This is a genomic window from Polynucleobacter sp. es-EL-1 (genome assembly GCF_018687975.1).
Lineage (GTDB): Bacteria > Pseudomonadota > Gammaproteobacteria > Burkholderiales > Burkholderiaceae > Polynucleobacter.
The window spans coordinates 1,057,683-1,082,174 of record NZ_CP061310.1 but is presented as its reverse complement, the minus strand read 5'-3'; the positions used below and the strand labels follow the sequence as shown (position 1 = coordinate 1,082,174).

Annotated in this window: 24 protein-coding genes and 1 tRNA gene; 22 read left to right on the top strand and 3 right to left on the bottom strand. The window is 46.3% G+C overall.

Annotated elements, in window-relative coordinates:
• Positions 1-15: 15 nt before the first annotated feature.
• The 15 genes from ndk (at position 16) to FD974_RS05400 (ending at position 17,012) form a co-directional block, all read left to right on the top strand.
• On the top strand, positions 16-441 hold the full coding sequence (gene ndk / locus FD974_RS05470; RefSeq protein ID WP_215363107.1) for a nucleoside-diphosphate kinase: 426 nt from the start codon (positions 16-18) through the stop codon (positions 439-441).
• A gap of 77 nt (positions 442-518) precedes the next feature.
• Positions 519-1,658: a 23S rRNA (adenine(2503)-C(2))-methyltransferase RlmN gene (gene rlmN, locus FD974_RS05465; RefSeq protein ID WP_251374683.1), complete on the top strand. Its 1,140-nt coding sequence runs from the start codon at positions 519-521 to the stop codon at positions 1,656-1,658.
• Between the two features lie 13 nt (positions 1,659-1,671).
• Entirely contained in the window at positions 1,672-2,940 is a 1,269-nt protein-coding gene (ispG, locus tag FD974_RS05460) for a flavodoxin-dependent (E)-4-hydroxy-3-methylbut-2-enyl-diphosphate synthase (RefSeq protein WP_215366707.1), read from the top strand.
• Positions 2,941-2,949: 9 nt separating this feature from the next.
• On the top strand, positions 2,950-4,308 hold the full coding sequence (gene hisS / locus FD974_RS05455) for a histidine--tRNA ligase (protein ID WP_371817135.1): 1,359 nt from the start codon (positions 2,950-2,952) through the stop codon (positions 4,306-4,308).
• Positions 4,309-4,368: 60 nt separating this feature from the next.
• Entirely contained in the window at positions 4,369-5,028 is a 660-nt protein-coding gene (locus FD974_RS05450) for a tetratricopeptide repeat protein (protein WP_215363100.1), read from the top strand.
• On the top strand, positions 5,028-6,182 hold the full coding sequence (bamB, locus tag FD974_RS05445; protein WP_215363098.1) for an outer membrane protein assembly factor BamB: 1,155 nt from the start codon (positions 5,028-5,030) through the stop codon (positions 6,180-6,182). Before FD974_RS05450 ends, bamB begins: the two co-directional genes overlap by 1 nt.
• A complete protein-coding gene (der, locus tag FD974_RS05440) occupies positions 6,179-7,543 on the top strand; it encodes a ribosome biogenesis GTPase Der (protein ID WP_215363096.1) in 1,365 nt (454 codons plus the stop codon). Before bamB ends, der begins: the two co-directional genes overlap by 4 nt.
• A gap of 183 nt (positions 7,544-7,726) precedes the next feature.
• Entirely contained in the window at positions 7,727-7,969 is a 243-nt protein-coding gene (gene hfq / locus FD974_RS05435; RefSeq protein WP_215363093.1) for an RNA chaperone Hfq, read from the top strand.
• Positions 7,929-9,203: a GTPase HflX gene (gene hflX, locus FD974_RS05430; RefSeq protein ID WP_256437832.1), complete on the top strand. Its 1,275-nt coding sequence runs from the start codon at positions 7,929-7,931 to the stop codon at positions 9,201-9,203. The genes hfq and hflX overlap by 41 nt, the downstream gene beginning before the upstream one ends.
• Positions 9,196-10,686 carry an FtsH protease activity modulator HflK gene (hflK, locus tag FD974_RS05425; RefSeq protein WP_215363091.1) on the top strand — a complete coding sequence of 497 codons (1,491 nt, stop codon included), beginning with the start codon at positions 9,196-9,198 and terminating at the stop codon, positions 10,684-10,686. Before hflX ends, hflK begins: the two co-directional genes overlap by 8 nt.
• A complete protein-coding gene (hflC, locus tag FD974_RS05420) occupies positions 10,686-11,558 on the top strand; it encodes a protease modulator HflC (protein WP_215363089.1) in 873 nt (290 codons plus the stop codon). The genes hflK and hflC overlap by 1 nt, the downstream gene beginning before the upstream one ends.
• A gap of 19 nt (positions 11,559-11,577) precedes the next feature.
• Positions 11,578-12,741 carry an ATP phosphoribosyltransferase regulatory subunit gene (locus tag FD974_RS05415; protein WP_215363087.1) on the top strand — a complete coding sequence of 388 codons (1,164 nt, stop codon included), beginning with the start codon at positions 11,578-11,580 and terminating at the stop codon, positions 12,739-12,741.
• Positions 12,742-12,781: 40 nt separating this feature from the next.
• The gene (locus tag FD974_RS05410) at positions 12,782-14,122 is read left to right on the top strand and encodes an adenylosuccinate synthase (protein WP_215363085.1); all 1,341 of its coding nucleotides are present in this window, start codon (positions 12,782-12,784) and stop codon (positions 14,120-14,122) included.
• A 105-nt stretch (positions 14,123-14,227) separates the two neighbouring features.
• Positions 14,228-16,441, top strand: coding sequence for a malate synthase G (locus FD974_RS05405; protein WP_215363083.1), 2,214 nt, complete (start codon positions 14,228-14,230; stop codon positions 16,439-16,441).
• Positions 16,442-16,508: 67 nt separating this feature from the next.
• On the top strand, positions 16,509-17,012 hold the full coding sequence (locus FD974_RS05400; protein WP_215363081.1) for a hypothetical protein: 504 nt from the start codon (positions 16,509-16,511) through the stop codon (positions 17,010-17,012).
• A gap of 121 nt (positions 17,013-17,133) precedes the next feature.
• Here FD974_RS05400 and FD974_RS05395 read toward each other — a convergent pair whose 3' ends face one another.
• Positions 17,134-17,289: a hypothetical protein gene (locus tag FD974_RS05395; protein WP_215363079.1), complete on the bottom strand. Its 156-nt coding sequence runs from the start codon at positions 17,287-17,289 to the stop codon at positions 17,134-17,136.
• Positions 17,290-17,363: 74 nt separating this feature from the next.
• Positions 17,364-17,855 (bottom strand): hypothetical protein, encoded by a 492-nt coding sequence (locus FD974_RS05390; RefSeq protein WP_215363077.1) that lies wholly within the window; start codon positions 17,853-17,855, stop codon positions 17,364-17,366.
• Positions 17,856-17,906: 51 nt separating this feature from the next.
• On the opposite strand from FD974_RS05390, the gene FD974_RS05385 reads away from it, so the two are divergent.
• The 7 genes from FD974_RS05385 (at position 17,907) to FD974_RS09790 (ending at position 23,927) form a co-directional block, all read left to right on the top strand.
• The gene (locus FD974_RS05385) at positions 17,907-19,196 is read left to right on the top strand and encodes an MFS transporter (RefSeq protein ID WP_251374544.1); all 1,290 of its coding nucleotides are present in this window, start codon (positions 17,907-17,909) and stop codon (positions 19,194-19,196) included.
• A gap of 21 nt (positions 19,197-19,217) precedes the next feature.
• Entirely contained in the window at positions 19,218-19,901 is a 684-nt protein-coding gene (locus tag FD974_RS05380; RefSeq protein ID WP_215363075.1) for a dienelactone hydrolase family protein, read from the top strand.
• 41 nt (positions 19,902-19,942) lie between these two features.
• Positions 19,943-20,440 (top strand): hypothetical protein, encoded by a 498-nt coding sequence (locus FD974_RS05375; protein ID WP_215363072.1) that lies wholly within the window; start codon positions 19,943-19,945, stop codon positions 20,438-20,440.
• 188 nt (positions 20,441-20,628) lie between these two features.
• A complete protein-coding gene (locus tag FD974_RS05370) occupies positions 20,629-21,105 on the top strand; it encodes a hypothetical protein (RefSeq protein ID WP_215363070.1) in 477 nt (158 codons plus the stop codon).
• Positions 21,106-21,514: 409 nt separating this feature from the next.
• Positions 21,515-22,741, top strand: a complete 1,227-nt coding sequence (locus tag FD974_RS05365; protein WP_215363068.1) for a TolC family protein — start codon at positions 21,515-21,517, stop codon at positions 22,739-22,741.
• A gap of 137 nt (positions 22,742-22,878) precedes the next feature.
• Positions 22,879-23,259: a hypothetical protein gene (locus FD974_RS05360; RefSeq protein WP_215363066.1), complete on the top strand. Its 381-nt coding sequence runs from the start codon at positions 22,879-22,881 to the stop codon at positions 23,257-23,259.
• Positions 23,256-23,927: a hypothetical protein gene (locus tag FD974_RS09790; protein WP_305848951.1), complete on the top strand. Its 672-nt coding sequence runs from the start codon at positions 23,256-23,258 to the stop codon at positions 23,925-23,927. Before FD974_RS05360 ends, FD974_RS09790 begins: the two co-directional genes overlap by 4 nt.
• Positions 23,928-24,292: 365 nt before the next feature.
• Here FD974_RS09790 and FD974_RS05350 read toward each other — a convergent pair.
• Positions 24,293-24,379 (bottom strand) — tRNA-Leu (locus tag FD974_RS05350).
• Positions 24,380-24,492: the final 113 nt, after the last annotated feature.

The following is a 24,492-nucleotide window of genomic DNA, read 5'->3' as shown; positions in this document are numbered from 1 at the left end:
CTACTGGAGTTTTGCATGGCTATTGAACGCACCCTTTCTATTATCAAACCTGATGCTGTGGCTAAAAATGTTATTGGCAAGATTTATGACCGTTTTGAATCTGCTGGTTTGAAGATTGTTGCTTCCAGAATGGCTCATTTGTCACAAAGAGAAGCAGAGCAGTTCTATGGCGTTCACAAAGACCGTCCTTTCTTCAAAGATTTGGTGAGCTTCATGATCTCCGGTCCTGTCATGATTCAGGTATTAGAAGGTGAAGGCGCAATTGCTAAGAACCGTGACTTGATGGGCGCTACTGATCCTAAAAAAGCAGACAAAGGCACAATCCGCGCAGATTTTGCTGACAGCATTGATGCCAACGCTGTTCATGGCTCAGACGGTCCTGAAACAGCTGCTGTGGAAGTTGCTTTCTTCTTCCCTGGCATGAATGTTTTCAATCGTTAATTTTTAATCCTATTTATACATAAGTAGGCGCATTGACCTCCCCGCGCGTAAATCTCTTGGATTTTGACGCTGACCAAATGGCAGCGTATGTCGCGGGGTTGAATGAAAAGCCCTTTCGGGCAAAACAACTCATGCAGTGGATTCATCAGCGTGGTGTTGCTGATATCAATGACATGAGTGACTTGGCAAAAAGCTTTCGCGCAACCTTGCTCGATAAAGCCCAAGTACTCTCCCTCCCGGTCATTAAAGACGAGCAAGCTTTTGATGGCACTCGCAAGTGGTTATTAGATGTTGGTGCTGGCAATGCTGTGGAATCGGTATTTATCCCCGAGGATGATCGCGGAACCTTATGCATCTCTTCTCAGGCTGGCTGCGCAGTGAATTGCCGCTTTTGCTCAACCGGGCATCAAGGTTTCTCCCGCAATTTAACTGCCGGAGAAATTATTGGGCAACTTTGGTTTGCTGAACATTTACTCCGCAATGATCCCAATGCAGTTCGTCGTGTAGAGGAATATCCAACGCCAGGTTGGGAGCATACCGGCCGAGTGATCTCGAATGTAGTAATGATGGGTATGGGCGAGCCATTACTCAATTACGACAATGTAGTGACGGCATTGCGCTTGATGCTCGATGATCGTGCTTATGGTCTGTCGCGTCGTCGCGTGACTGTTTCAACTTCCGGCGTTGTGCCGATGATTGACCGCTTGGCTCAAGATTGTCCGGTAGCTTTAGCGGTATCTCTACATGCTCCAAATGATGCCCTGCGTGATCAACTTGTTCCGCTCAATCAAAAATACCCTTTAAGAGAATTGCTTGCGGCATGCGAACGATATTTACCGTTTGCCCCAAGAGACTTCTTAACGTTTGAATATTGCATGCTTGATGGCATTAATGATTCTGATATTCAAGCTAAAGAATTGGTGCGCCTGTTGGCAAACATCAAGTGCAAAGTGAATTTGATTCCCTTTAATCCATTCCCTGAGTCGGGATTAAAGCGCTCCTCAGCGCAACGTGTGAATACTTTTGCCGGCATTCTTTTAGATGCAGGAATGGTGGCGACAGTGCGCAAGACCCGCGGCGATGATATTGCTGCAGCTTGTGGCCAACTGGCGGGTGACGTTGTGGATCGTACGCGAGTGCGTGAGCGTGCTGTGCACGATGGTGACATTGTGATCCCTGAGAAGCCAGTGCAGTGGCTCAATCGTTTAGATGATTAAACCATTAGATCAAATGAGTCATTCCACTAAAACGCTTCCCAATCTGCCTTTAGGTCCTGCGCCAAAAAGAGCAACTCGCCAAGCTAAAGTTGCTTGGAAAACCAACATCATTACTGTAGGTGGTGATGCTCCGGTGAGGGTGCAATCGATGACTAATACTGATACTGCGGATGCTATTGCCACAGCTATTCAAGTAAAAGAATTGGCGCGCGCAGGATCAGAGATGGTGCGTATCACGGTAGATACACCAGCGGCTGCCGCCGCGGTTCCTTACATTCGCGAGCAGTTAGACAAGATGGATGTATTGGTTCCCTTGATTGGTGATTTTCATTACAACGGCCATACCTTGCTCAATGACTATCCAGAATGCGCTAAAGCCTTATCGAAGTACCGCATCAATCCTGGAAACGTAGGCAAGGGTGCTAAACGTGATCCGCAGTTTGCGCAAATGATTGAGGCTGCATGCAAATATGACAAGCCCATTCGCATTGGTGTGAATTGGGGTAGCCTTGATCAAGATCTGTTGGCGAGCATTATGGATAGCAATGCAGCACTGGCACATCCAAAGACCGCCCAAGAGGTCATGATTGAAGCCTTGATTCAGTCAGCATTACAGTCGGCAGAAAAAGCCGTTGAGCTGGGCATGAATCCTGATCAAATTTTGCTCTCCTGCAAAGTGAGCAAGGTGCAAGACTTGGTGGCCGTGTACCGAGATCTATCACGCCGCTCAGATTACCCCTTGCATTTGGGTTTAACCGAAGCGGGTATGGGTAGCAAGGGCATTGTTTCCTCTACAGCTGCCATGGGCATTCTGTTGCAAGAGGGTATTGGTGACACGATTCGGGTTTCCTTAACACCTGATCCTGGCGCGCCTCGTGAAAACGAAGTGATTGTGGCTCAAGAGATTTTACAGACGATGGGCTTGCGTAATTTCACACCAATGGTTATTGCCTGCCCAGGTTGCGGACGAACTTCCAGCACCACCTTTCAAGAGCTAGCAGCCAACATTCAGTCCTATCTGCGTCAGCAAATGCCAGTTTGGAAAAAAACACACCCTGGCGTAGAGGAAATGAACGTTGCTGTGATGGGTTGCATTGTCAATGGCCCAGGTGAGAGTAAGCACGCTAATATTGGAATCTCATTGCCAGGAACTGGTGAAACACCTGCGGCACCCGTATTTGTGGATGGCGTTAAAGTCAAAACCTTACGGGGCGAAAATATTGCGCAAGAATTTCAGGTCATTGTGGATGAGTACGTGAAGCAACATTACGCGCCGAAGTAAGCAATCAAAATAACAATAAGTAAAAAAAATACAGCAGATAATCACACTATGACTGAACCAGTTAAAGCCCAAAAGATTCAAAAGATTAATGGCGTGCGCGGCATGAATGATCTTTTGCCAGCAGATGCTGCCCAGTGGGCGCATTTAGACCATGTTCTGCGTGATCTCACGCGTGCCTATGGCTATGAATTTTTACGCACGCCGATTGTAGAAGCGACAGCAGTATTTCAGCGGGGTATTGGTGAAGTAACCGATATTGTTGAAAAGGAAATGTACTCCTTTGAAGACCGTTTAAATGGAGAGCAATTAACTTTGCGCCCTGAAGGAACTGCCGCCTTAGTGCGCTCAGTTATTGAGAATAATTTGCTGTACGAGGGGCCAAAACGTCTTTGGTATACCGGGCCTATGTTTCGTCATGAGCGACCACAACGTGGCCGCTATCGACAGTTCCATCAATTTGGTATCGAAGCCTTAGGATTTGCTGGTCCTGATATTGATGCTGAGATTATCTTAATGGGGCAACGCCTTTGGGATGAGTTGGGACTCAAGGGTGTTCGCTTGGAGATTAATTCTTTGGGGCAAGCTAATGAGCGCGCCGAACATCGCGCTGCTTTAGTAGCTTACTTTGAGAAGCACCAAGCGCAGTTGGATGAAGATTCACAACGCCGTTTGCTGACCAATCCTTTGCGTATTTTGGATTCTAAAAATCCTGCAATGCAAGATTTAATAGAGGGCGCTCCCAAATTATTAGATTTTTTGGGTGACGAGTCTCTTAAGCATTTCGAAGCGGTTCAGGCTTTACTCAAAGCCAATAACATCCCTTGCAAAATCAATCCTCGCTTAGTCCGCGGGCTTGATTACTACAATCTCACTGTTTTTGAGTGGATTACTGAAGAGTTGGGTGCTCAGGGGACGATTGCTGGCGGTGGTCGTTATGACCCCTTAATTGAGCGTATGGGCGGTAAGTCCGCACCTGCTTGCGGCTGGGCCATGGGAATGGAGCGTGTTCTAGAGCTCATGAAAGTTTCGGGCTCTTTGCCGGAGCCACAGGCTCAATGTGATGTGTTTGTTCTGCATCAAGGAGGCGAGACCTTAACGGCTGCCATGATTATTGCTGAGCGCCTGCGTAGCGCCGGTATCGATGCCATCTTATTTTGTCCTCCAGACGGGCAATCAGCCAGCTTTAAGTCCCAAATGAAGAAGGCAGATGCCAGTGGAGCAGCTTATGCAGTCATTATTGGACCGGATGAATTGGCTAAAAATGAGGCTCAATTAAAGGATTTGCGTTCCAGTGGTGAACAAAAGGCAGTTGCCCTAGATAGCGTAGTGGAGGCAGTAATTGATGCCATCGTGGGCTCTACCGAATAGAATGAACTGATTGCCGAGTAAAGTCGTAACCCATTATTGAATTTATTAGCTTGGATTGACATGCCTTTAGACCTAGAAGAACAAGAACAGTTAGATCAATTAAAAGCCTTCTGGCAAAAATACCGCAACCTCATTACAGCCGTAGTGACGGCAGTCTTATTTGCGTATGCTGCCTATAGTGCTTATCAATGGTGGCGCGTTAGTCAGGCTGCTGATGCATCGCAACTGTATGAAACGATGGTGAGCGCGATTGAAAAGGGTGATAAAGATCAAACCTTGCGCGCAGCAGATGATTTGCAAAATCAATTTGCCAGAACGCCCTATGCCGCTATGTCTAGTTTGGTTGCTGCCAAAATTGCTTCAGATGCTGGTGATGCCACTAAGGCAACGAATTATTTGCGTTGGGCTTCCAAGAATGCATCGGATCAAGGTTATCTGGCTTTGGCGAAGTTGCGTTTGGTGTCCCAATTAATTGAGCTGGGTACAGAAAAAGATTTTGCTGAGGCTGATGCCATCCTGAATGAAAAACCCATCGCGGGATTTGAGGCGCTATGGTTAGAGCGTCGTGGTGATTGGTATTTAGCGCAGAAGAAAAATGCCGATGCTCGCAAGAGTTATGAGGCAGCCTGGAAGCAGTTAAACCAGAGTAAAGAGTTTACGGAAGAGGCTCGCCGTCTTCTGAAAGTGAAATTAGACGCAGTTGGAGGAGTTGCTCAGTGATGACCCATTGCAAACGTATAGCAAAGCTAGTTAGTACAGGCTTGATTATCGGTACTGCCGTGGTAGCTTTAGTTGCCTGTTCTGGTAACTCTCGTGTTCGCAAGCCCGCAGAGTTAGTGCCGGTTACGAATCAATTTGATTTACAGCCAGTTTGGTCTACCAGTCTAGGCTCATCTGAGCCCTTTAACTTTCATCCGACTGTGGTGGGCGACGCTGTCTACGCAGCTTCACAGAGTGGTAAGTTGTACAAGATTGATTTGATGAATGGCAACAAGATTTGGGAAGTGTCTGTACCAGAGCGTTTATCTATTGGACCTGGCTCTGATGGTCGTACTACTGCTGTGGTTTCAACCGAAGGCGATGTTTATGCCTACGACGATACTGGTAAGCAAATGTGGAAAGTCAGCGTGGGGAGCGAGGTATTAACCGAGCCTGTGGTTGCTGGTGGGATTGTGGTAATTCGTGCGCTAGATAACCGTTTTATTGGATTGGATGCGCAAACTGGTGCTCGTAAATGGACCTATCAGCGCCAGCAGTCAGCCTTATCGTTGCGAGTAGGTTATGGCATGTTGCCCATTGGCAATGAGGTGATTGTTACCGGCTTTGCTGGTGGACGTTTTGGCATGATCGCGATTGCCAACGGTGGATTGGTTTGGGAAACACCAGTGTCCTTTCCAAAAGGATTTTCTGAGATTGAGCGTTTAAATGACGTTACAGCCCGTCCTAGCATGGAAGGCGAGATCATCTGCGCGGTCTCCTATCAAGGGCGAATTGGTTGCGGCCAAGCGCGCACCGGTAATTTGATTTGGTTTAAAGATTACTCTAGCTACACAGGTACGGCCCAGAGTGCCAGCATGGTGTTTTCTGCGAATGAAAAATCTCATGTCACCGCATTTGCAACGAAAGACGGATCTCCAGTCTGGGAAAATACGCAGCTGACTTTTAGAGGGCTAGGTGAGCCTTTAGCAATTGGTAAAGTAGTACTGATGGGCGATGCGCAGGGTTATGTGCATGCGCTCTCACAAGCGAGTGGCGAAATGCTGGCACGGGTTCGTCATGACAGTAGTCCCATCACCGCCGCACCCATTGCGGTTGGCGGCCTCATCTTGGTTCAGTCTCAAGGTGGAAAACTAGCGGCGTACAGTCCAAAATGAATCCAGTAATTACTATTGTCGGTCGTCCCAATGTCGGTAAATCGACGCTCTTTAATCGTCTCACGCGTTCGCGCGATGCGCTAGTCGCAGACTTTTCGGGCTTAACCCGTGATCGTCACTATGGCAAGGGACGAATTGGTGAGCGTGCATTTATTTGTGTGGACACCGGTGGTTTTGAACCCGTTGCCAAGACAGGTATCGTGGCCGAGATGGCCAAGCAGACCAAGCAGGCTGTAGCTGAATCGGACATCATTATTTTCTTGGTGGATGGCCGTTTGGGTATGGCCCCACAAGATCGTGTTATTGCCGATTTTTTAAGAAAGACTGGCAGACCAGTCATTCTTGCCGTCAATAAGACAGAAGGAATGCAAGCTGGGGTTGTGACTGCAGACTTTCATGAGTTGGGTTTAGGTGAGCCATTTCCGATTTCATCTGCCCATGGTGATGGTGTGCGTGGCCTGATTGACGATGCTTTAGATTCACTAGGCATTCCTGAGCCTGAACTCGAAGAAAAAGAAAACGATCCCAATCGCCCCATGAAAATTGCAGTGGTGGGCCGCCCGAACGTGGGCAAATCTACTCTAATTAATAAGCTGATTGGTGAAGAGCGGGTCATTGCTTTTGATATGCCGGGTACAACCCGTGACGCCATTGAAGTGCCTTTTGAGCGCAATGGTAAGCCTTACATCTTGGTGGATACCGCAGGTTTGCGTCGTCGTGGAAAAGTATTTGAAGCGATCGAAAAGTTCTCTGTGGTGAAAACACTGCAAGCTATTGCCGATTGCAATGTGGTGATTCTGATGCTCGATGCCCAGCAAGATATTTCTGAGCAAGATGCCCACATTGCGGGATTTATTGTCGAAGCAGGGCGGGCCTTAGTGGTTGCTGTTAATAAATGGGATGGTCTTGATGCGTATGTCAAAGAGCGCGCTCGTTTAGAGATTGCCCAAAAGTTGCGTTTCTTAGATTTTGCAAATGTGCATCCAATTTCAGCGAAAAAGGGTACGGGTTTAAAAGAGCTCTTTAAGGATGTCGATGCAGCATATGCGGCAGCCATGGCCAAATTACCAACTCCGAAATTGACCCGGATTTTGCAAGAAGCTATTGAGCACCAGCAGCCTAAGCGGGTTGGTATGGGTCGTCCAAAACTGCGTTACGCCCATCAAGGTGGCATGAATCCTCCGATTGTGGTGATTCATGGAACTTCGCTCAGCGGGGTGACGGATAGCTATAAACGCTATCTTGAAGGCCGTTTTAGGGATGTTTTCAAGTTGCGCGGGACTCCTCTAAGAATTCAGATGAACACAGCTAAAAACCCATACGTTGATGCTGATAAGGGCAAGAAGAGCAAAAAGAAGTAAAAAGGGTTATAAAAGCAATAACGGTTAATTGGTTTAAGTGGGGATATTGGGGCTTGATTTTCATTCAATCTGCCCCCATATTGATGAGGTAGACAGCAAGAAGTAAGCAGTAGATTTAAGTAATTAAAAAAAGCAAGACTCCCAAGATATAAAAAAGCTTATAAAAATTCATTAAGGAGCGGTATGAACAACAGTAAAACTCAATTGCTTCAGGATCCATTTCTCAATGCTCTTCGCAAAGAGCATGTTCCTGTTTCGATCTATCTGGTGAACGGCATTAAGTTGCAAGGCAATATTGAATCATTCGATCAATATGTTGTGCTCTTGCGTAACACCGTGACGCAGATGGTTTACAAGCACGCCATTTCCACGATCGTTCCTGCCCGTGCAGTGGATTTCCGTACGGAAGAAATTAGCTCTGTATAAAACAGGTGTAGATGCCGCGCGTGCCGTCCTTGTTGGTGTAGATACAGGACGCGAGGATTTTGCAGACAGCATGGCTGAGCTCAGTCTCTTGGCCGATAGCGCTGGCTCTATTCCTGCAGCTAGCGTGATTGCACGGAAAGGGAAAACTGATCCTGCGCTCTTTATCGGCTCAGGCAAGGCAAATGAATTGCAAAAGGTGATGGAAGAAAACGGTGCAGAGCTTGCCATTTTCAATCATCCACTATCCCCAACACAGCAGCGTAATTTGGAGCGACATATTGGTTTTCATGTGATGGATCGCACCGGTCTGATTTTGGATATCTTTAGCCAACGAGCCCAAAGTCATATTGGTAAAACCCAAGTAGAGTTGGCGCAAGTGCGTTATCGCATGTCCAGATTAGTGCGCGCATGGAGTCACTTAGAGCGACAGCGTGGCGGTATTGGTGTGCGTGGCGGGCCTGGTGAAACCCAAATGGAGCTTGATCGCCGGATGTTGGCGACCAAAGCCAAGCGCCTAGAGAATGAGCTGGAAAAGCTCCAGCGCCAACAGCGCACTCAGCGACGCGCCAGAAATCGTAAAGATGTCTTCTCAGTTTCCTTGGTTGGATATACCAATGCTGGTAAATCCACTCTATTTAATGCCCTTACAAAGGCTGGGACTTATGCTGCTGATCAGCTATTTGCCACTTTAGATACCACTTCTAGAAAAGTCCATTTGGATGAGGTTGGGTCAATTGTGGTGTCTGATACCGTGGGCTTTATCCGTGAATTACCCCATCAATTGGTAGAGGCCTTTAGGGCCACCTTAGATGAAACGATCCATGCTGATCTGATCTTGCATGTGATTGATGCCTGCAGCCCCGTAGCCCGAGAACAAAAGGCCGAAGTAGAGGCGGTTTTGCAGGAAATTGGTGCCCAAGACATCCCCAGAATTGAGGTAATGAACAAAATTGATCAGATGCCGCAGACCTTTTACCGGGGAGCTGCTCTAGAGCGAGACGCTCAGGGTGTTCCTAGTCAGGTTTTTCTATCCGCCAAAACGGGTCAGGGCTTGGATTTATTGCGCACAGCCCTCGCAGAGTGCTCGCAAATGACTGATAGAATAAGGGTCGAACATAACCGTGCCAAGGTACAAATGGCCCCGGATGAGTTTTTAGCACCTTTACCTGAGCGACCAGAGTCTTCTGAATTTAACCCTATACCAACCCGAAAATATTCACCTAACGATGCCTAAATTTCTTGAGCTGTTTTCGGTCAATGACCCAGGCTGGGGTAATAGTCACCCCGGCAACGGATCAAAAGACGCCAAAGAGGGTCAAAGCTCTGACCAAGCCCCTAAAGTCGATCCCTCTAATCCAGAGGTAGATAGACCTGTAGAAACGCAACCTCAAAATCAGCCTGCTAGACCAAATGGTCCACCGGACTTGGATGAGCTATGGCGCGACTTTAATGATCGTATTGGTAATTTATTTGGCGGCAACAAAAAGCCAGGCTCAAGCGCTAGACCAAGTAATAAGCCAAACAGTTCCGATATTCCTCCGCCCTCTCAACGTGGCGGTGGTGGAGGTGGCGGCATGGGCGTTCCCAATCTCAATTTCAATAACCCGTTTAGCTCCAAAAACGGCATTCTTTTTGCATTTGGCGGCATCATTTTAGTTTGGCTCCTCAGTGGTTTCTACATGATTCAAGAGGGTCAGTCTGGTGTAGTGACTACTTTTGGTAAGTACGATTACACCTCCGGTCCCGGCATTAACTGGCGTATGCCTTGGCCAGTGCAGGCTGAGCAAACCGTGAATGTTTCTGGAGTTCGCTCTGTAGAAGTTGGTCGTCCCATTTTGATTAAGGCGACCAATCAAAAAGATTCCTCAATGCTTACTGAGGATGAAAATATTATTGACGTTCGTTTTGCTGTTCAATACCGCCTAAAAGATCCCACTGATTATTTGTTTAATAATCGCGATCCAGATGCAACTGTAGTGCAAGCCGCAGAAACTGCCGTTCGTGAGATCGTAGCGCGCAGCAAAATGGATACGGTTCTTTATGAGGGCCGAGAGAAAATTGCAATTGATTTAGCCGCCTCGATTCAGAAAATTCTGGATAGCTACAAGACCGGTATTTTTGTCACTAGTGTCACCGTGCAAAACGTTCAACCTCCTGAACAGGTTCAAGCAGCATTTGACGACGCAGTTAAAGCAGGGCAGGACCAAGAGCGCTTAAAGAGTGAAGGTCAAGCTTATGCTAATGACATCATTCCGCGCGCCAAAGGAACGGCTGATCGACTCATCCAAGAGGCTGAAGGTTACAAGGCGCGTGTTGTTGCGACAGCAGAGGGTGATGCGAATCGCTTTAAGCAAGTCCTGACTGAATACGCCAAGGCTCCCGGTGTGACTCGTGATCGTATGTACATTGATAGCATGCGCGAGATGTACAACAATGTCACCAAGGTATTGGTAGACACTACCAAGAGTAATAGCATGCTGTACTTACCTTTAGATAAGATCGTTGCCCAAGTTACTGCTGAAAGTGCACAGGTAGCTTCAGGTCAAGCAGCCGGTGCTACGCCTACTGGGTCAGTTACAGTTGGGGGCGCGACAGGTAATCCAGCCGCTCCATTTACTAATAATGCAACTTCAAGTTCTACGAATGCGCCAAGCTTTAGTGGCGCTGCTGAAAAACGTGATGGCTTGAGAAGTCGTGATAGAGGGGATGCTAGATAATGAATGCCAATCGTCTCTTAGCCGCAATTGCTGGCTTTATTGCCTTAGGGTTTGTTTTATCTTCAAGTATTTTTGTTGTAGATCAGCGCAACTTCGCCGTCGTTTTTGCTTTCGGGCAAATTGTGCGGGTGATTGAGCAGCCTGGCCTTCAATTTAAATATCCTGCACCTTTTGAAAGTGTGCGCTTCTTTGATCGTCGTATTCTCACGATTGATAATCCAGAGGCAGAGCGTTTTATTACTGCTGAAAAGAAGAATCTTTTAGTCGATTCTTATGTCAAGTGGCGCATTGTGGATCCTCGCAAGTTCTTCGTGAGCTTCAAGGGGGATGAGCGTTTAGCGCAAGACCGCTTGACGCAATTAATTCGTTCAGCTTTGAATGAAGAGTTCACCAAACGCACTGTCAGAGAGATCATTTCAGATCAGCGCGAACAGGTCATGGAAGGCATCCGCAAAAAAGTTGCAGATGATGCTGCAGATATCGGTGTAGAAATTGTAGACGTTCGTCTCAAGCGGGTCGATCTCTTGGCTGAAATTAGTGATTCTGTCTATAGACGAATGGAAGCCGAGCGTAAACGTGTTGCTAATGAACTGCGTTCTATGGGTGCTGCTGAGTCAGACAAGATCAGGGCCAATGCAGAACGTCAGCGTGACACGATCTTGGCAGAAGCCTATCGTGAGGCTCAGAAGATCAAAGGTGCTGGTGATGCCAAAGCAACTGCGCTCTATGCTGATGCATTTGGTCGTGATCCACAGTTCGCCCAGTTTTATCAGAGTCTTCAGGCATACCGTAGCTCCTTTAAAGACAAGAAGGATGTGATGGTGGTTGAACCTAACGGCGAGTTCTTCAAGTTCTTGAATAAGAAAAATTAAAAAGTGAATTTGGTAGATCATGAATCGTTGGTTACTTCCTGAAGATATTGCTGATGTTTTGCCAGCTGAGGCTCGCAAGGTAGAAACACTGCGTCGTGCAATTTTGGATTTGTACCAATCTTATGGTTATGAATTAGTTGCCCCGCCTTTACTGGAGTTCTTGGACTCTTTGTTAACTGGCACGGGCACTGATCTTAATTTGCAAACCTTTAAGCTAGTAGATCAGTTATCTGGACGTACCCTAGGTCTGCGGGCGGATATGACGCCGCAAGTAGCTCGGATAGATGCGCACCTACTCAACCGCAAGGGAATTACACGACTTTGTTATGCAGGCTCTGTAGCCCATGCGCGAACACCCGTAGGAAGTGCTGCCCGTGAAGAGCTCCAGCTGGGTGCTGAGATTTATGGCTGCGCTACTTGGGAAGCGGATTTTGAAGCAATTTCTTTATTGCTCAAAACATTAAATCTTGCGGGCCTAAATAAAGTCTATCTTGATCTTTCGCATGCTGGTGTATTGGCAGGAATTTTAGATGGGCAAAATCTCGCGAAAGAAGATGTCGCTGGAATGTATAGCTTGCTTCAAAGCAAAGATCGACCACGCTTGGCACAGTGGGCTCAGTGCTTGCCTGCCAAAACTATGCAAGCTTTGATGGCTTTAACGGAATTAAACGGTCCTTGTGCCCAAGTGTTAACCAGTGCAAAGAGTAAGTTACCTAAGCACCCAATCATTGATGATGCCTTGGCACAACTGGATAAGCTGGTAGCAGCAGTTGCTGGCTTATCTCAAGATGTTGAGCTCAGTATTGACTTGGCAGATCTGCGCGGTTATCAGTATCACAGCGGTGTGATGTTTGCTGCCTATGTTGATCAATTGCCGCAACCGATTGCCCGTGGTGGTCGATATGACCATGTCGGCCAAGCCTTTGGACGCTCACGTCCTGCAACGGGATTCTCGCTGGATCTGCTTACCTTAGCCAATCTTGCACCGATCGCAAAGCGCAAGTCAGCGATCTTGGCGCCATGGAGTGCTGACCCAGCCTTATCAGCTAAAGTTGCCGAACTGCGCAATGCTGGTGAAGTGGTGATTGAGGGTATACCGGGTGAAGCTGTAGAAACTGCGGAATATATATGTGATCGAGAGTTGATCAAACAAGCGAATGCATGGAATGTCGTCAAGAAATAATTAATTAACTGATTTTGTAATTACCTTTTGGATTTTCATTATGTCTTTAAAGCAAGAAGCTCATGGCCGTAACGTCGTTGTCATTGGAACCCAGTGGGGTGATGAGGGCAAGGGCAAGGTAGTAGATTGGCTGACCGACCATGCACAAGCCGTAGTACGCTTTCAGGGCGGACATAATGCGGGCCATACCTTAATTATTGGTGACAAGAAAACAATTTTGCGATTGATTCCTTCAGGAATCATGCATAAGAATGTGATTTGCTACATTGGTAATGGCGTTGTTCTCTCTCCAGAGGCGCTCTTTAAAGAAATTGGTGAATTGGAAGCTGCGGGTTTAGATGTTCAGTCTCGCCTCAAGATTTCAGAGGCAACCACTTTGATCCTGCCGTATCACGTTGCCATTGATCATGCCCGTGAGAAGAAACGCGGAGATGCCAAGATTGGTACCACTGGCCGTGGCATTGGACCTGCTTATGAAGATAAAGTAGCTCGTCGTGCTTTACGTGTACAAGATTTGTTTTACCCAGAAAAGTTTGCTGCGCAATTGCGTGAGAATTTGGAATATCACAACTTCATGCTCACAAACTATTACGGGGCTGAGCCAGTAGATTTCCAAAAGACATTAGACGAGGCGATGTCATACGCAGAGCGTATCAAGCCTATGGTGGTAGATGTATCAAGCGCCTTATATGCTGCCGAACAATCTGGGCAAAACTTATTATTCGAAGGTGCGCAGGGGACTTTGCTAGATATTGATCATGGTACCTATCCTTATGTCACCTCTAGTAACTGCGTTGCTGGAAATGCGGCTGCAGGCTCTGGCGTTGGCCCTGATTCATTGCAATACATTTTGGGTATTACGAAAGCCTATTGCACGCGTGTTGGTGCTGGACCGTTCCCTAGCGAGTTGTATGATTTTGATAACCCGGCCAAGCAAGACCCAGTTGGAGTTCGCTTAGCTGAAGTTGGTAAAGAGTTTGGCTCAGTCACTGGTCGCCCACGTCGTACCGGTTGGTTAGATGCGGCTGCATTGAAGCGTTCGATTCAGATTAACGGCTTATCGGGTCTTTGTATTACCAAGCTCGATGTACTTGATGGCTTTGAAACGATACGCTTGTGCGTTGGCTACAAGCTAGATGGTCAAAAATTAGATGTGTTGCCCCGTGGCGCTGAAGCGGTTGCCCGTTGCGAGCCGATTTATGAAGATTTCCCGGGCTGGAAGGGTACTACTTTTGGCATTCGTGAGTGGGATAAGTTGCCAGTAGAGGCTCAAAAATTCTTGCGCCGTATCGAAGAGGTGGCTGGCAAACCGATTGCCATGGTTTCAACAGGACCAGAGCGGGATGAAACGATTCTCCTGCAGCACCCATTCCAAGCTTGAGTTTTTTGAAGAAATTCTAAAAATGATGGATAATTTGTGCATAGCAATACCGCATTTTATTCGTCCTCAATATAAAAAAATTGTTTAAAAACAAAGGTTTACAACATGACCGCACGCACTACCTGTAACAGCCTTCAAGTGGCTACGCCCTTATATCGCTTTATCGAAGATAAAGTCTTGCCTGGAACAGGCATTAAAAGTGCGGACTTTTGGAAGGGTTTTGATGAGATCGTTAAGGATCTCACCCCTAAAAATGAGGCTTTATTAGCCAAGCGTGACCATTTGCAAGCTCAAATTGATGATTGGCATAAGGCTCATCCAGGCCCAATCAAAGATATGCCGGCTTACCGTCAGTTTCTAGAGAAAATTGGCTATATCGAGCCAGTTTCTGCAAAAGTTACAGCAGATACCAAGAACGTTGATGATGAATTAGCGCTCCAAGCAGGCCCTCAGTTGGTCGTTCCTTTGCTCAATGCCCGCTATGCTTTGAATGCTGCCAATGCACGCTGGGGCTCACTCTACGACGCTTTGTATGGTTCAGATGTGATCTCCGAAGAAGAGGGTGCTAGTAAAGCAGGTGGCTACAACCCTGTGCGTGGTGCAAAAGTAGTTGCATATGCACGTCAATTCCTGGATCAAGCTGTTCCGTTGGCAAAGGGCTCCTATCAAGATGTTGTTGCTTATTCAGTAGATGGCAATAAGTTGGCAGTCAAATTAAAAGATGGCAGTACGACTGGCTTAAAAGATGAGAAGCAATTCGTTGGTTATCAAGGCAACGTTTCTTCACCAAGCTCTTTATTGCTGCGTAATAACGGTATTCATATTGATATCCAAATTGATAAAACCAAAATCATTGGATTAAGCGACCCTGCTGGTGTGAATGATGTAGTGGTTGAAGCTGCACTATCAACCATTCTCGACTTAGAAGACTCGATTGCTGCAGTCGATGCCGACGATAAAGTGCTTGCTTATGAAAACTGGCTAGGTATTCTTAAAGGTACTTTGGTTGAAGAAGTCAGTAAAGGTGGAAAGACTTTTACTCGCGAATTAAATCCAGATCGTAAGTACACAGCAGCGATTGGTGCCGTGAATGCTAAGGACGGCATCGTAACTTTGCATGGCCGCTCACTTTTATTCTTGCGTAATGTCGGCCATTTAATGACCAACCCTGCAATTATCACAAGTGAAGGTAAAGAGATTTACGAAGGTATCTTAGATGCGGTAGTAACCGTATTAATCGCTTTATACGATATCAATCGTCCTGCAAGTCAGTCGATTGGTAATACACGCAAGGGCTCGGTTTACATCGTGAAGCCAAAAATGCATAGCGCAGAAGAAGTGGCGTTTGCTGGTGAACTTTTTGGTCGTGTTGAAAAGCTGCTGGGCTTGCCAGAGAACACAGTTAAGCTTGGCATCATGGATGAAGAGCGTCGCATGAGTGTCAACATTAAAGCTGCTATTGCTGCGGCAGGATCTCGTGTTGCATTTATTAACACTGGCTTCTTAGATCGTACTGGCGATGAAATCCATACTGGTATGCATTCTGGTGCTATGGTGCGTAAAGGCAAAATGAAAGTCAGCAAATGGTTTGGTGCATATGAGCGCCGTAACGTTTTAGCTGGTCTTGATTGTGGTTTACGTGGTCGCGCACAAATTGGTAAGGGGATGTGGCCTGCTCCAGATCTCATGAAAGAAATGGTTGAGCAGAAAATTACTCACCCACAGGCAGGTGCAAATACTGCTTGGGTACCATCACCTACCGCAGCAACTTTACATGCCTTGCATTATCACCAAGTCAACGTTGCTAAGATTCAGGAAGAGCTGGAGAAGCAAGATACTGCTGCTGAGTATGAATCTTTAACAGATGATTTGTTGACTGTGCCTGTTGCCTTATACCCAGACTGGACTAAGGAAGAAATTCGTGAGGCCTTGAACAACAACTGCCAGGGTATCTTGGGTTATGTGGTTCGCTGGATTGATCAAGGTGTTGGCTGTTCTAAAGTGCCCGATATCTACAACGTCGGACTTATGGAAGATCGCGCAACTCTGCGTATTTCTAGTCAGCACATTGTTAATTGGATGTTACATGGCATCATCAATGCTGCGGATGTTGATGAAGCATTGCAACGCATGGCTAGCATTGTTGATGGACAAAATGCCAGCGATCCTTTCTACAAGCCAATGATGCCCAACTATCAGGACTCGTACGCTTATAAAGCAGCACGCGATTTGATTTTCAAAGGTCTCGAGCAGCCAAACGGTTACACCGAGCCTTTGTTGCATGCATGGCGTCTTGAAGTGAAAAAAGCCAACGCATAATTGCTAGGCAATCTTTTGCTAATCGAGTGGATTTGTCGCAAGGCAAGTCCACTTTTTTCTTCTAGTGATGTTTAATTTCCTCAAACTCTTTTCTGGCTCACCAAGTGCAGTCCGACAAGGACTCCCTTTTGTTTTTAATGACGGAGGTAGGGCAGCAGCTGGCTACCTGGGGAATGCGGGAGATTGTGTAGTGCGTGCGATCGCAATCGCTACTGGTTTGCCGTATCAGCAGGTTTATAAGGATTTAGGGGATGCCAATGCTGGCTATGCCCAAACGCGTAATGATAGATTGGCTAAAAGGCTTCATGCCAAGGGCTCATCTCCAAGGAATGGCAACCATCGCAAGGTCTTTCATGATTACATCTTGAGCCATGGTTTTACTTGGGTGCCAACCATGCAGATTGGGCAGGGATGCCAAGTCCACTTACGAGCAAGCGAGCTTCCAAAAGGAGTTCTTATTGTTAAGGTTTCCAAGCACTTAAGTGCAATAGTTAACGGAGTTATTCAAGATACCCATAACCCTTCACGTGGGGGAACTCGCTGTGTATATGGCTACTACATCAAGCGCTAAGGTGGGCCTAGCTAAATCCTCTGAGATTTAGACCCCCAATAAATAAAGCCCCAGTAATTGTCTGGGGCTTTTGTCAATTTAGGTTAATTTCGACCTAAAAATAAGCTAAATCAGCCAATATTTACCAACTTCCGCTGGTTTTTCTAGTTTCTTGCTCTAGCTGTCTAGCTTCTGCAAGGGCGCTAGCCAAGAGGGCAATATAGTTTTTTAGGGCTACAAATGCCTTAAAACTAAAAAATGAAGGTTGTTGAATGCTAAGTGTGTTTGAGTGTGTCATAGAAAGCTCCTTAAGGGTTAACCCTAATGATACTCTCTATTTTTATATATTGTTAGCTTTTTGGCATAAATTGATTAGTCAACATCAACTTGGCCGTATTTCAGGTTCCAGGCGTTTTTGTAGGCAGTGGTCATGCCAATCATGATGGAGGTTGTCCATGCAAGTGAAAAGAGACCTGTGAAGGAGATAAAGAAGGCTAATGTTTTCCAGCCATCAGGAAGGTAATCGGATTCAAAGCCCGCTGTGGTGTAGCAACTGCCAGCAAAAAGGATGGCCCTGACTGGATCGCTAATGAGGTTAAGGCTAACGATCAATACGGACCAGAAAAGAATCTCTAAAACGTGTATTAACGCAATAAATGCAAATGACGCATAAAAATGAAAAAACACACGGTTGTATTGGCTCGTGGCTAAATTCTGACGAGTGAGTTTCTCAAAGCGCATGTAGACATGGTTAATTGCACTGCCATGAAAGAATAAAACGAAAAGGAGGCCCAGAGTCCCCCAAGCCGCATCTCTTAAAAAAGGCTCTATCGGAAAGTTGGCTAAGTCTGTTAGGGTATTCATTTAAAAGGTCAACGTGGGATGCTAAAGCACTCGAATAAGAGTGCGTTGATAATGACATATCCACCACATCAAGTAAAGAAAACATTGCCCAACCACCACATGCTAGGAGATCAACGTCATGAGCGTTTCTTCTTGTTCTCTCTAGCGGGAATCCAGTTCACCCATATTTTGGATTTCATGATCATGATGCCGTTGGGCCCAGAGTTTATTCGTGAGCTCAATATCAATACTCATGAATTTGGTCTATTACTCTCGTCGTATACATTTGCTGCGGCAATTGCTGGAATCTTTGCCACTTACTTTGTTGATCGATTCGAGAGGCGCATTCTCTTACTTAGTCTATACGGCTGCTTTATTGTCGCCACCTTGATTTGTGGCTTAGCACCAGACTATCACTCCCTTTTTGTTGCCCGTGCTTTTGCGGGTGCATTTGGCGGAATTCTCGGGTCGCTGGTGCAAACCATCATCGCTGATTCCATTCCTTTTGAGCGAAGGGGCAAAGCGCTTGGTACCGTAATGGCAGCCTTCTCAGTCTCCACTGTGGCTGGTGTACCCCTCAGCTTATTTTTAGCCAACAATATCCCTGTATTGGGTTGGCGTGCCCCCTTTATTTTTATCGCCTTGATTTCCACTCTGATTTTGTATTTGGGGTATCGCAACATCCCTAAAATTACTGGCCATCTTGATCATATTCATGAGGGTAGCCGCCTAAGCCAAATCTGGACGATCTTTTTTGCTAAACAGCATCTAAGGGCATTTGTATTTATGGGCTTCATTATGTTGACGGGGTTTTCTGTCATTCCCTATATTGCTCTTTATTTGACAGCCAATGTGGGCATTGATAATTCGTACATCTCTCTCATTTACCTATGCGGTGGGCTTGCAACTTTGCTCAGCTCTAGAATGATTGGTCATCTGGCGGATAAATATGGCAAGGTCAAAGTGTTTAGAGCTTTGGCGATCATCAGCCTAATACCACTATTGGTCACAACGAACTTGATGCCAGTTCCCTTATGGGTAGTACTGGTAAATTCCACGGCTTTCTTTGTGCTGGTTTCTGGTCGCATGATTCCAGCAATGGCCATTGTGAGCCAGGTAGTCGACGCCAAGATTCGTGGGACCTTTATGAGTTTGGTAGGGTCGGTGCAGATGCTGGCTTCAGGCTTGGCATCGGTCATTGCGGGTATGGTTGTGACTATTGGATCTGATGGCAAAATGGATCACTACAACCTCGTCGGATATGGGGCGGCAATCTGTGGCTTGCTTACTTTCTATTTGGTGGGATATATTCATAAGGACTCGCAACTGCCCAAAGTAGCAGGGCACTCTCAAACCCCTTAATTGATCGAAAAAGAAACGGTGATGATTACTTTTAATAGACCTGATGGACAATCAGTCAATGCCTATTTAGTTGAGCCAGCAAATGCAAAGGATGCCCCTGGCGTGGTGGTTATTCAAGAGTGGTGGGGCTTAGATGATGAAGTAAAAGCAGTGGCCAATCGTTTGGCTGAAGCTGGCTATCGCGCTTTAGTACCAGATCTCTATCGAGGTAAGGTGGCTCTGGAGGCCAATGAGGCAGAGCATTTAATGAATGGTTTGAACTTTGGTGATGCCGCTAGTCAAGATATTCGTGGTGCAGTTCAGTATCTCAAAGCTACTGGCAGTGCAAAAGTGGCAGTGACTGGTTTTTGTATGGGTGGCGCATTAACCGTCCTATCTGCAGGCTTAGTTCCTGAGTGTGATGGCACCATTGTTTGGTACGGTTACCCCCCATTAGAGTATGTGGATGCCAGCGCTATCAAAAAACCAATGTTGGCGCACTGGGCTTTACATGATGAATTCTTCTCAATTGCTGGGGTTGATCAACTCGAGGAAAAACTCAAGCAAGCTGGAGTCAATTATGACTTTGAGCGTTACGACGCTAAACATGCTTTTGCTAATCCTAAGTCGGAGCAGCGCAACATGCCGCCTCTCCAATACAATCCCGCTGCAGCCCAACTAGCCTGGCAACGAACTTTGGATTTCTTAAAGAAGAACATTGCTTAGTTTTTATTGACCAAGTTTACAAATACTGAACAAAAAGCCTCATGCATCTCTTTTCTGAAAACCTCGCTGTAGAAATCACTGCGTATTACCGTAACTTAGCGCTTGGCCATGGGGTGATTCCCAAGGTGTTTACGTTAGTCAATGCACAAGGCAGTCAATATCTTTTCTTTATTGATCATTTACCGCTGAAAGAGGATGAGGTTGATCAGTTTTTATCTTTTATCGTTCAAGAGCATGATGCAGTTTGTTATGCACGAGGGACCTTAGTGATTCTTGAAAAAGCAGATCAGCTCATTGAGTTTGCCGTGATTGACCAAGATGATGATCAAGCAATCGTATGCTCAGCTCAATTAACCAGAGATGTTGATGGCAAGCCAATTGGGCTGAGTGAATTTGAAAAGATCTTGGCACCTAAAAAGACGATCTTCTTTGGCGGCTTATTCAATCCAGTGACACTTTCTGCCGATAAAGCTGATGAGTTCGAAAGCCTTTGGGATGAGATGAGACCCAAGATCTTGCATCGAACGATGGGAATTTAAACGCCAGGCAGAAGAAGAGACATAAAGGCTGTTTGGCGAGCCATAGAAGAATGGCGGTGTGACAACTGCTATGCGTCGCTAGGATCCACGACCAAAGACATAACCCCATATGGCATCGCGAAAGACTGGGCGGGGAGTGGTGTTATATTCAGCATATCTACCCACAACCTCATTAAAAGATAATCACCATGAAACTCAAACCCCTGGTATTAATGATTGGCTTAATGCTTGCTCTAGCGGCGAATCAGGCTGCGGCTGAAGTCATTCTTTTTAAGGCTCACCAGGCTGAGCGTAATGGAGCGGGGGCGGAGGACAGTAATTCAAAAGACAAGACAACTCCGCCAAAGCCTGATGCAACCATGTCAAGCCCAGTGCCACCTGTGAGCGGGACTGCTAATCCGCAAGCGCCTAATGGCGCCACTAACCCGACTGCGATTCCGAAATCTGCTGTCGGTATACCGCCACCACCCATTCGCGTAGAGATACCCGGTCAACCGGGACAGTCTTCGATTCCGCAACCTGCTGTCGGTTTGTATCCGCCAGCCATTCGCTCATTGGATCCTCACCAAGTGCCTCCCATGCCAAAAGTAGAACATCAAATACAAAGAGGCACTCCAGCGGCAAATGTAGGGCCTGGACCACAGAACCCAAATGTCGGCAGATAATCCATAACAAGAGGCACGTAAATCAGGCTCAAATCACTATTGTTAGTTATTGGCTTGGTGCCTCTTCTTCTCGCGGCTCAATCGAATCGACCCTACAAAAATCTTCCTGACAGTGAAGAGTTTTATTCCTGGCATACCTAGGCAAGTTAACGCGCATCCACCTGCAACGGGCTATCTTCCAGAGGAATGGGCCACAACCCTAAGAAGTGATTAATCTAATCATGCAGATTAGACCTCATAGGCTCGGGGCAGGTCTTAAGCTTTGACCAGACCTCAATCTAATGTAGCTTGCATCCCCAGCAAATCCTCATAATCGCCCCCCAAATGCTCTTCGGGTAATGGGCTATAGCCGATTGTCAGCCATGCGTGATAATGGACTTATTCCTAATTCGTTTAAATATGCAGATTTATGTGCAAACCATTAATTCGTTTGTTAGCCACTCTTGGCCTCGCTGTATTTGCTAGCTTTTCTTTTGCCCAATCGTCAGTTTCTGGGCTAAATGAATACACCCCCATTCCTTTAGCGCAATATCTGCAAGTTGTTAAAGAAAATAATGCAATTATTGGCAATAGAAGGCTTAGTAAAGAAACTGCTGCCGCAATTAAAGATTCATTGGCCCTTTATCAATTTAGACCTATTATCAGTTATACAAAGGGAACTTTTTATCAGCAGGTTCCTTACACCCCATACACCAGTCCAACATCTAATACCTATGGAGTCAATTTCAATCTCGAAGGTTGGGGCAAAAGGGCTGCTAGATCTGAGTATGGTGATGCAGAAATTGGCAGAAGTGAAACCGATTACCTGGCTACCGAAGCAGATGTTCAAACTATTGCCACGCTGGGTTATATCGATGCCTTAAGAAATCGTTTGCTGTTTAACTCTTACGCTAGAGCAGCAAAAAGAATATCTACACTGCCAGTAAATGCGCAAACCAAAGACTCGACTCAATTTTTAAGTTATTACGAAAACGCAAGTGCTAAAGATTTGCAATTTACCTCCTTGAGTCTTTTGAACTATACCGGCGGCGCTTTAAAAAATCTTCCACTGCCTATTGGTAACTTAAATGTACGTCCACAGGCCTTTGAGCCAGATAAGCAAATCAATCAAGCGCTTATGAGTCGTTCTGACATATTAGTCTTGCAGGCAGCTATGAACTCAGCTGAGAAAAATATTAACATGACCAAAGCTAATCGCAATTGGGATGTAATGCCTTATGTTTCATACACTGCAACACCGCAGTACGACTCGGGCGGTTATACCTATGCCCCACAAAGCGGCTATTCTGCTGGTATACAAATACCTTTCCCAGTGAATAACTTTTTACAGAATGCCGATATTGTTCAGGCCTCTAATCAAAAGCTGGGTCTTGAACTACAGTTACGTGATCTCAAGGAGCAGGTTCGTGTACAAGTCATGCAGGCCTTGTTGCAGTACGAGTCCGCAAAGCAAATATTGGCTCAGGCAAATGATGGTTTGAATAGCGTTTCAAAAACTGCTGATCAATCGAGTGTAAAGGGCATTATGGATGTACGCGATAAGGAGGGGGCTTTAATTGATGCCCAGACAAATCATGTGAAGGCACTCGTGAATGTTTTGCGTCAATCTGGAAACTACAGTGCGCCTCCACTATGAGAAATATCCTTACCCAAATTCTGATACTCGCACTGCTCTCATCAAATAGTTATGCGAGCCCGCTAGTCGATAGAAATCGCCCAGATATCAGGCCAGACGTAAGGCCAGGACAGAGGGGGTCTATTGCCCAGGAGGCCATGGGCTCACCCCATAATCAGTTTTCGCTCTTAAACCCTGGGTCGAATCAGTCTGTCTTGGTGCGTAACAATATCCTCTTGCAACAGCAGTATGAAAATAATGTCAATTCAAACGGTTACATGACTTTTAATCCACAAAGCTCTTTGCCTGGTAGTGGAGCTACCACCTCCCTTGATGCAATGGCAAAACATTTATTGGAAACAAATGGTGGCAATGCCCTGCTTAATAGAGTTGCATCGGATCCATTTGCTTCAAAGATTGCGAAGAGTCAAACGCAGGGCATGGTATTTATTAAATCCGCCAATGAATCCCAAACGGGTTTGCTGCCAAATGTGATTAAACAAAGTAACAATGAATTACAACCAAGGGTAAGCAAATGAGATCAAAACTCTTCATCACTTCATTGAGCCTAATAGCGTCATCTACTTATGCTCAGCCATCAGTACCCTCTGTTGGTCTGCCGCCCCCAACAGTAAGAGCGGAAATGCCTCGTGCAGCAACACCATCTATGCCTCAACCAGCAATGCAAAGACCTGCAGAGGGCGCTCATCAGCCTGTCATGCCAGCGCTAGTTATTCCGCCGCCAGCATCTCAACAGAAAGTGGGGGGAAGTCAGGGTACGAATGACTGGTACTTCCCAACAACAAGCACTGCAGGTTCTGCGCCAGCTAGCTATAGCGGTGTAGGTCCATTACCCGCGAATGATGCAAAAGGTCCAGCTAGTGTTGGTGCTACTGGTGGTAATGGTGGAGCTGGAGGCGCTGGTGGAAATGGTGGTACTGGTGGACGAGCATTTATGGTGGGTACGGGCGGTAGTGGTGGAAATGCAGTACCACCTTTGTCCCCCATGTCCGGGAGCAATGTGAAAGCCCCCGTAGGTGTTGGTGTATCGCCGCCGCCAATGCCGCCCATTGAAATGCCTAGGCCCATAATCAATGGGGCAGAAATGATAAAAAATAATGACCGGACGCGCGTCATGAGCGGTGTTCCCGCCGAAAAGAAAATTGAAGGTGCCGAGATGCGCAAGACGAACGATGCGAATAAATGATTCTAAAAAAATTTGCAACCAATGATTGACTTGCTGAGGTAATAATATCTTTTTCAGTACGTGAATCATTGGATCCCATGCTTATATCTGGGCTTTTGTCTCGACTTTTTGGCAGCTAAAGAGGGTAGAAAGCCGTTTATTTAAAACTGCGTGAACTTGAAGTCTCGGGTTACCCCCTGAGAGTTCAGAAATGGTAAAAGGCACTAGCTGAATTTTTATTGATACCCGGATTTATTGTCCGCTTAAGAGGGGGTAAATCCGGATATTTGGTGGCTTCATTTGGGTTCAAAGCTAAGCACACCGAGATTGCATTAACCCTGACGGCCTGTATAATCAGGGTGTGGCGGATCATACATAAGAATAGATGGTGCCCAGGAAGGGACTCGAACCCCCACAACCTTACGATCGCCAGCACCTGAAGCTGGTGCGTCTACCAATTTCGCCACCTGGGCATGGCCTTATTATAAAGGTATGTGCCTATTGGCCTCTTTTCCAACCCCGTTCGGCTTTTTCCCTTCAGACCTAGTGGTTTGATACAGTAGCCTAATAAATTGTAATTATTGAT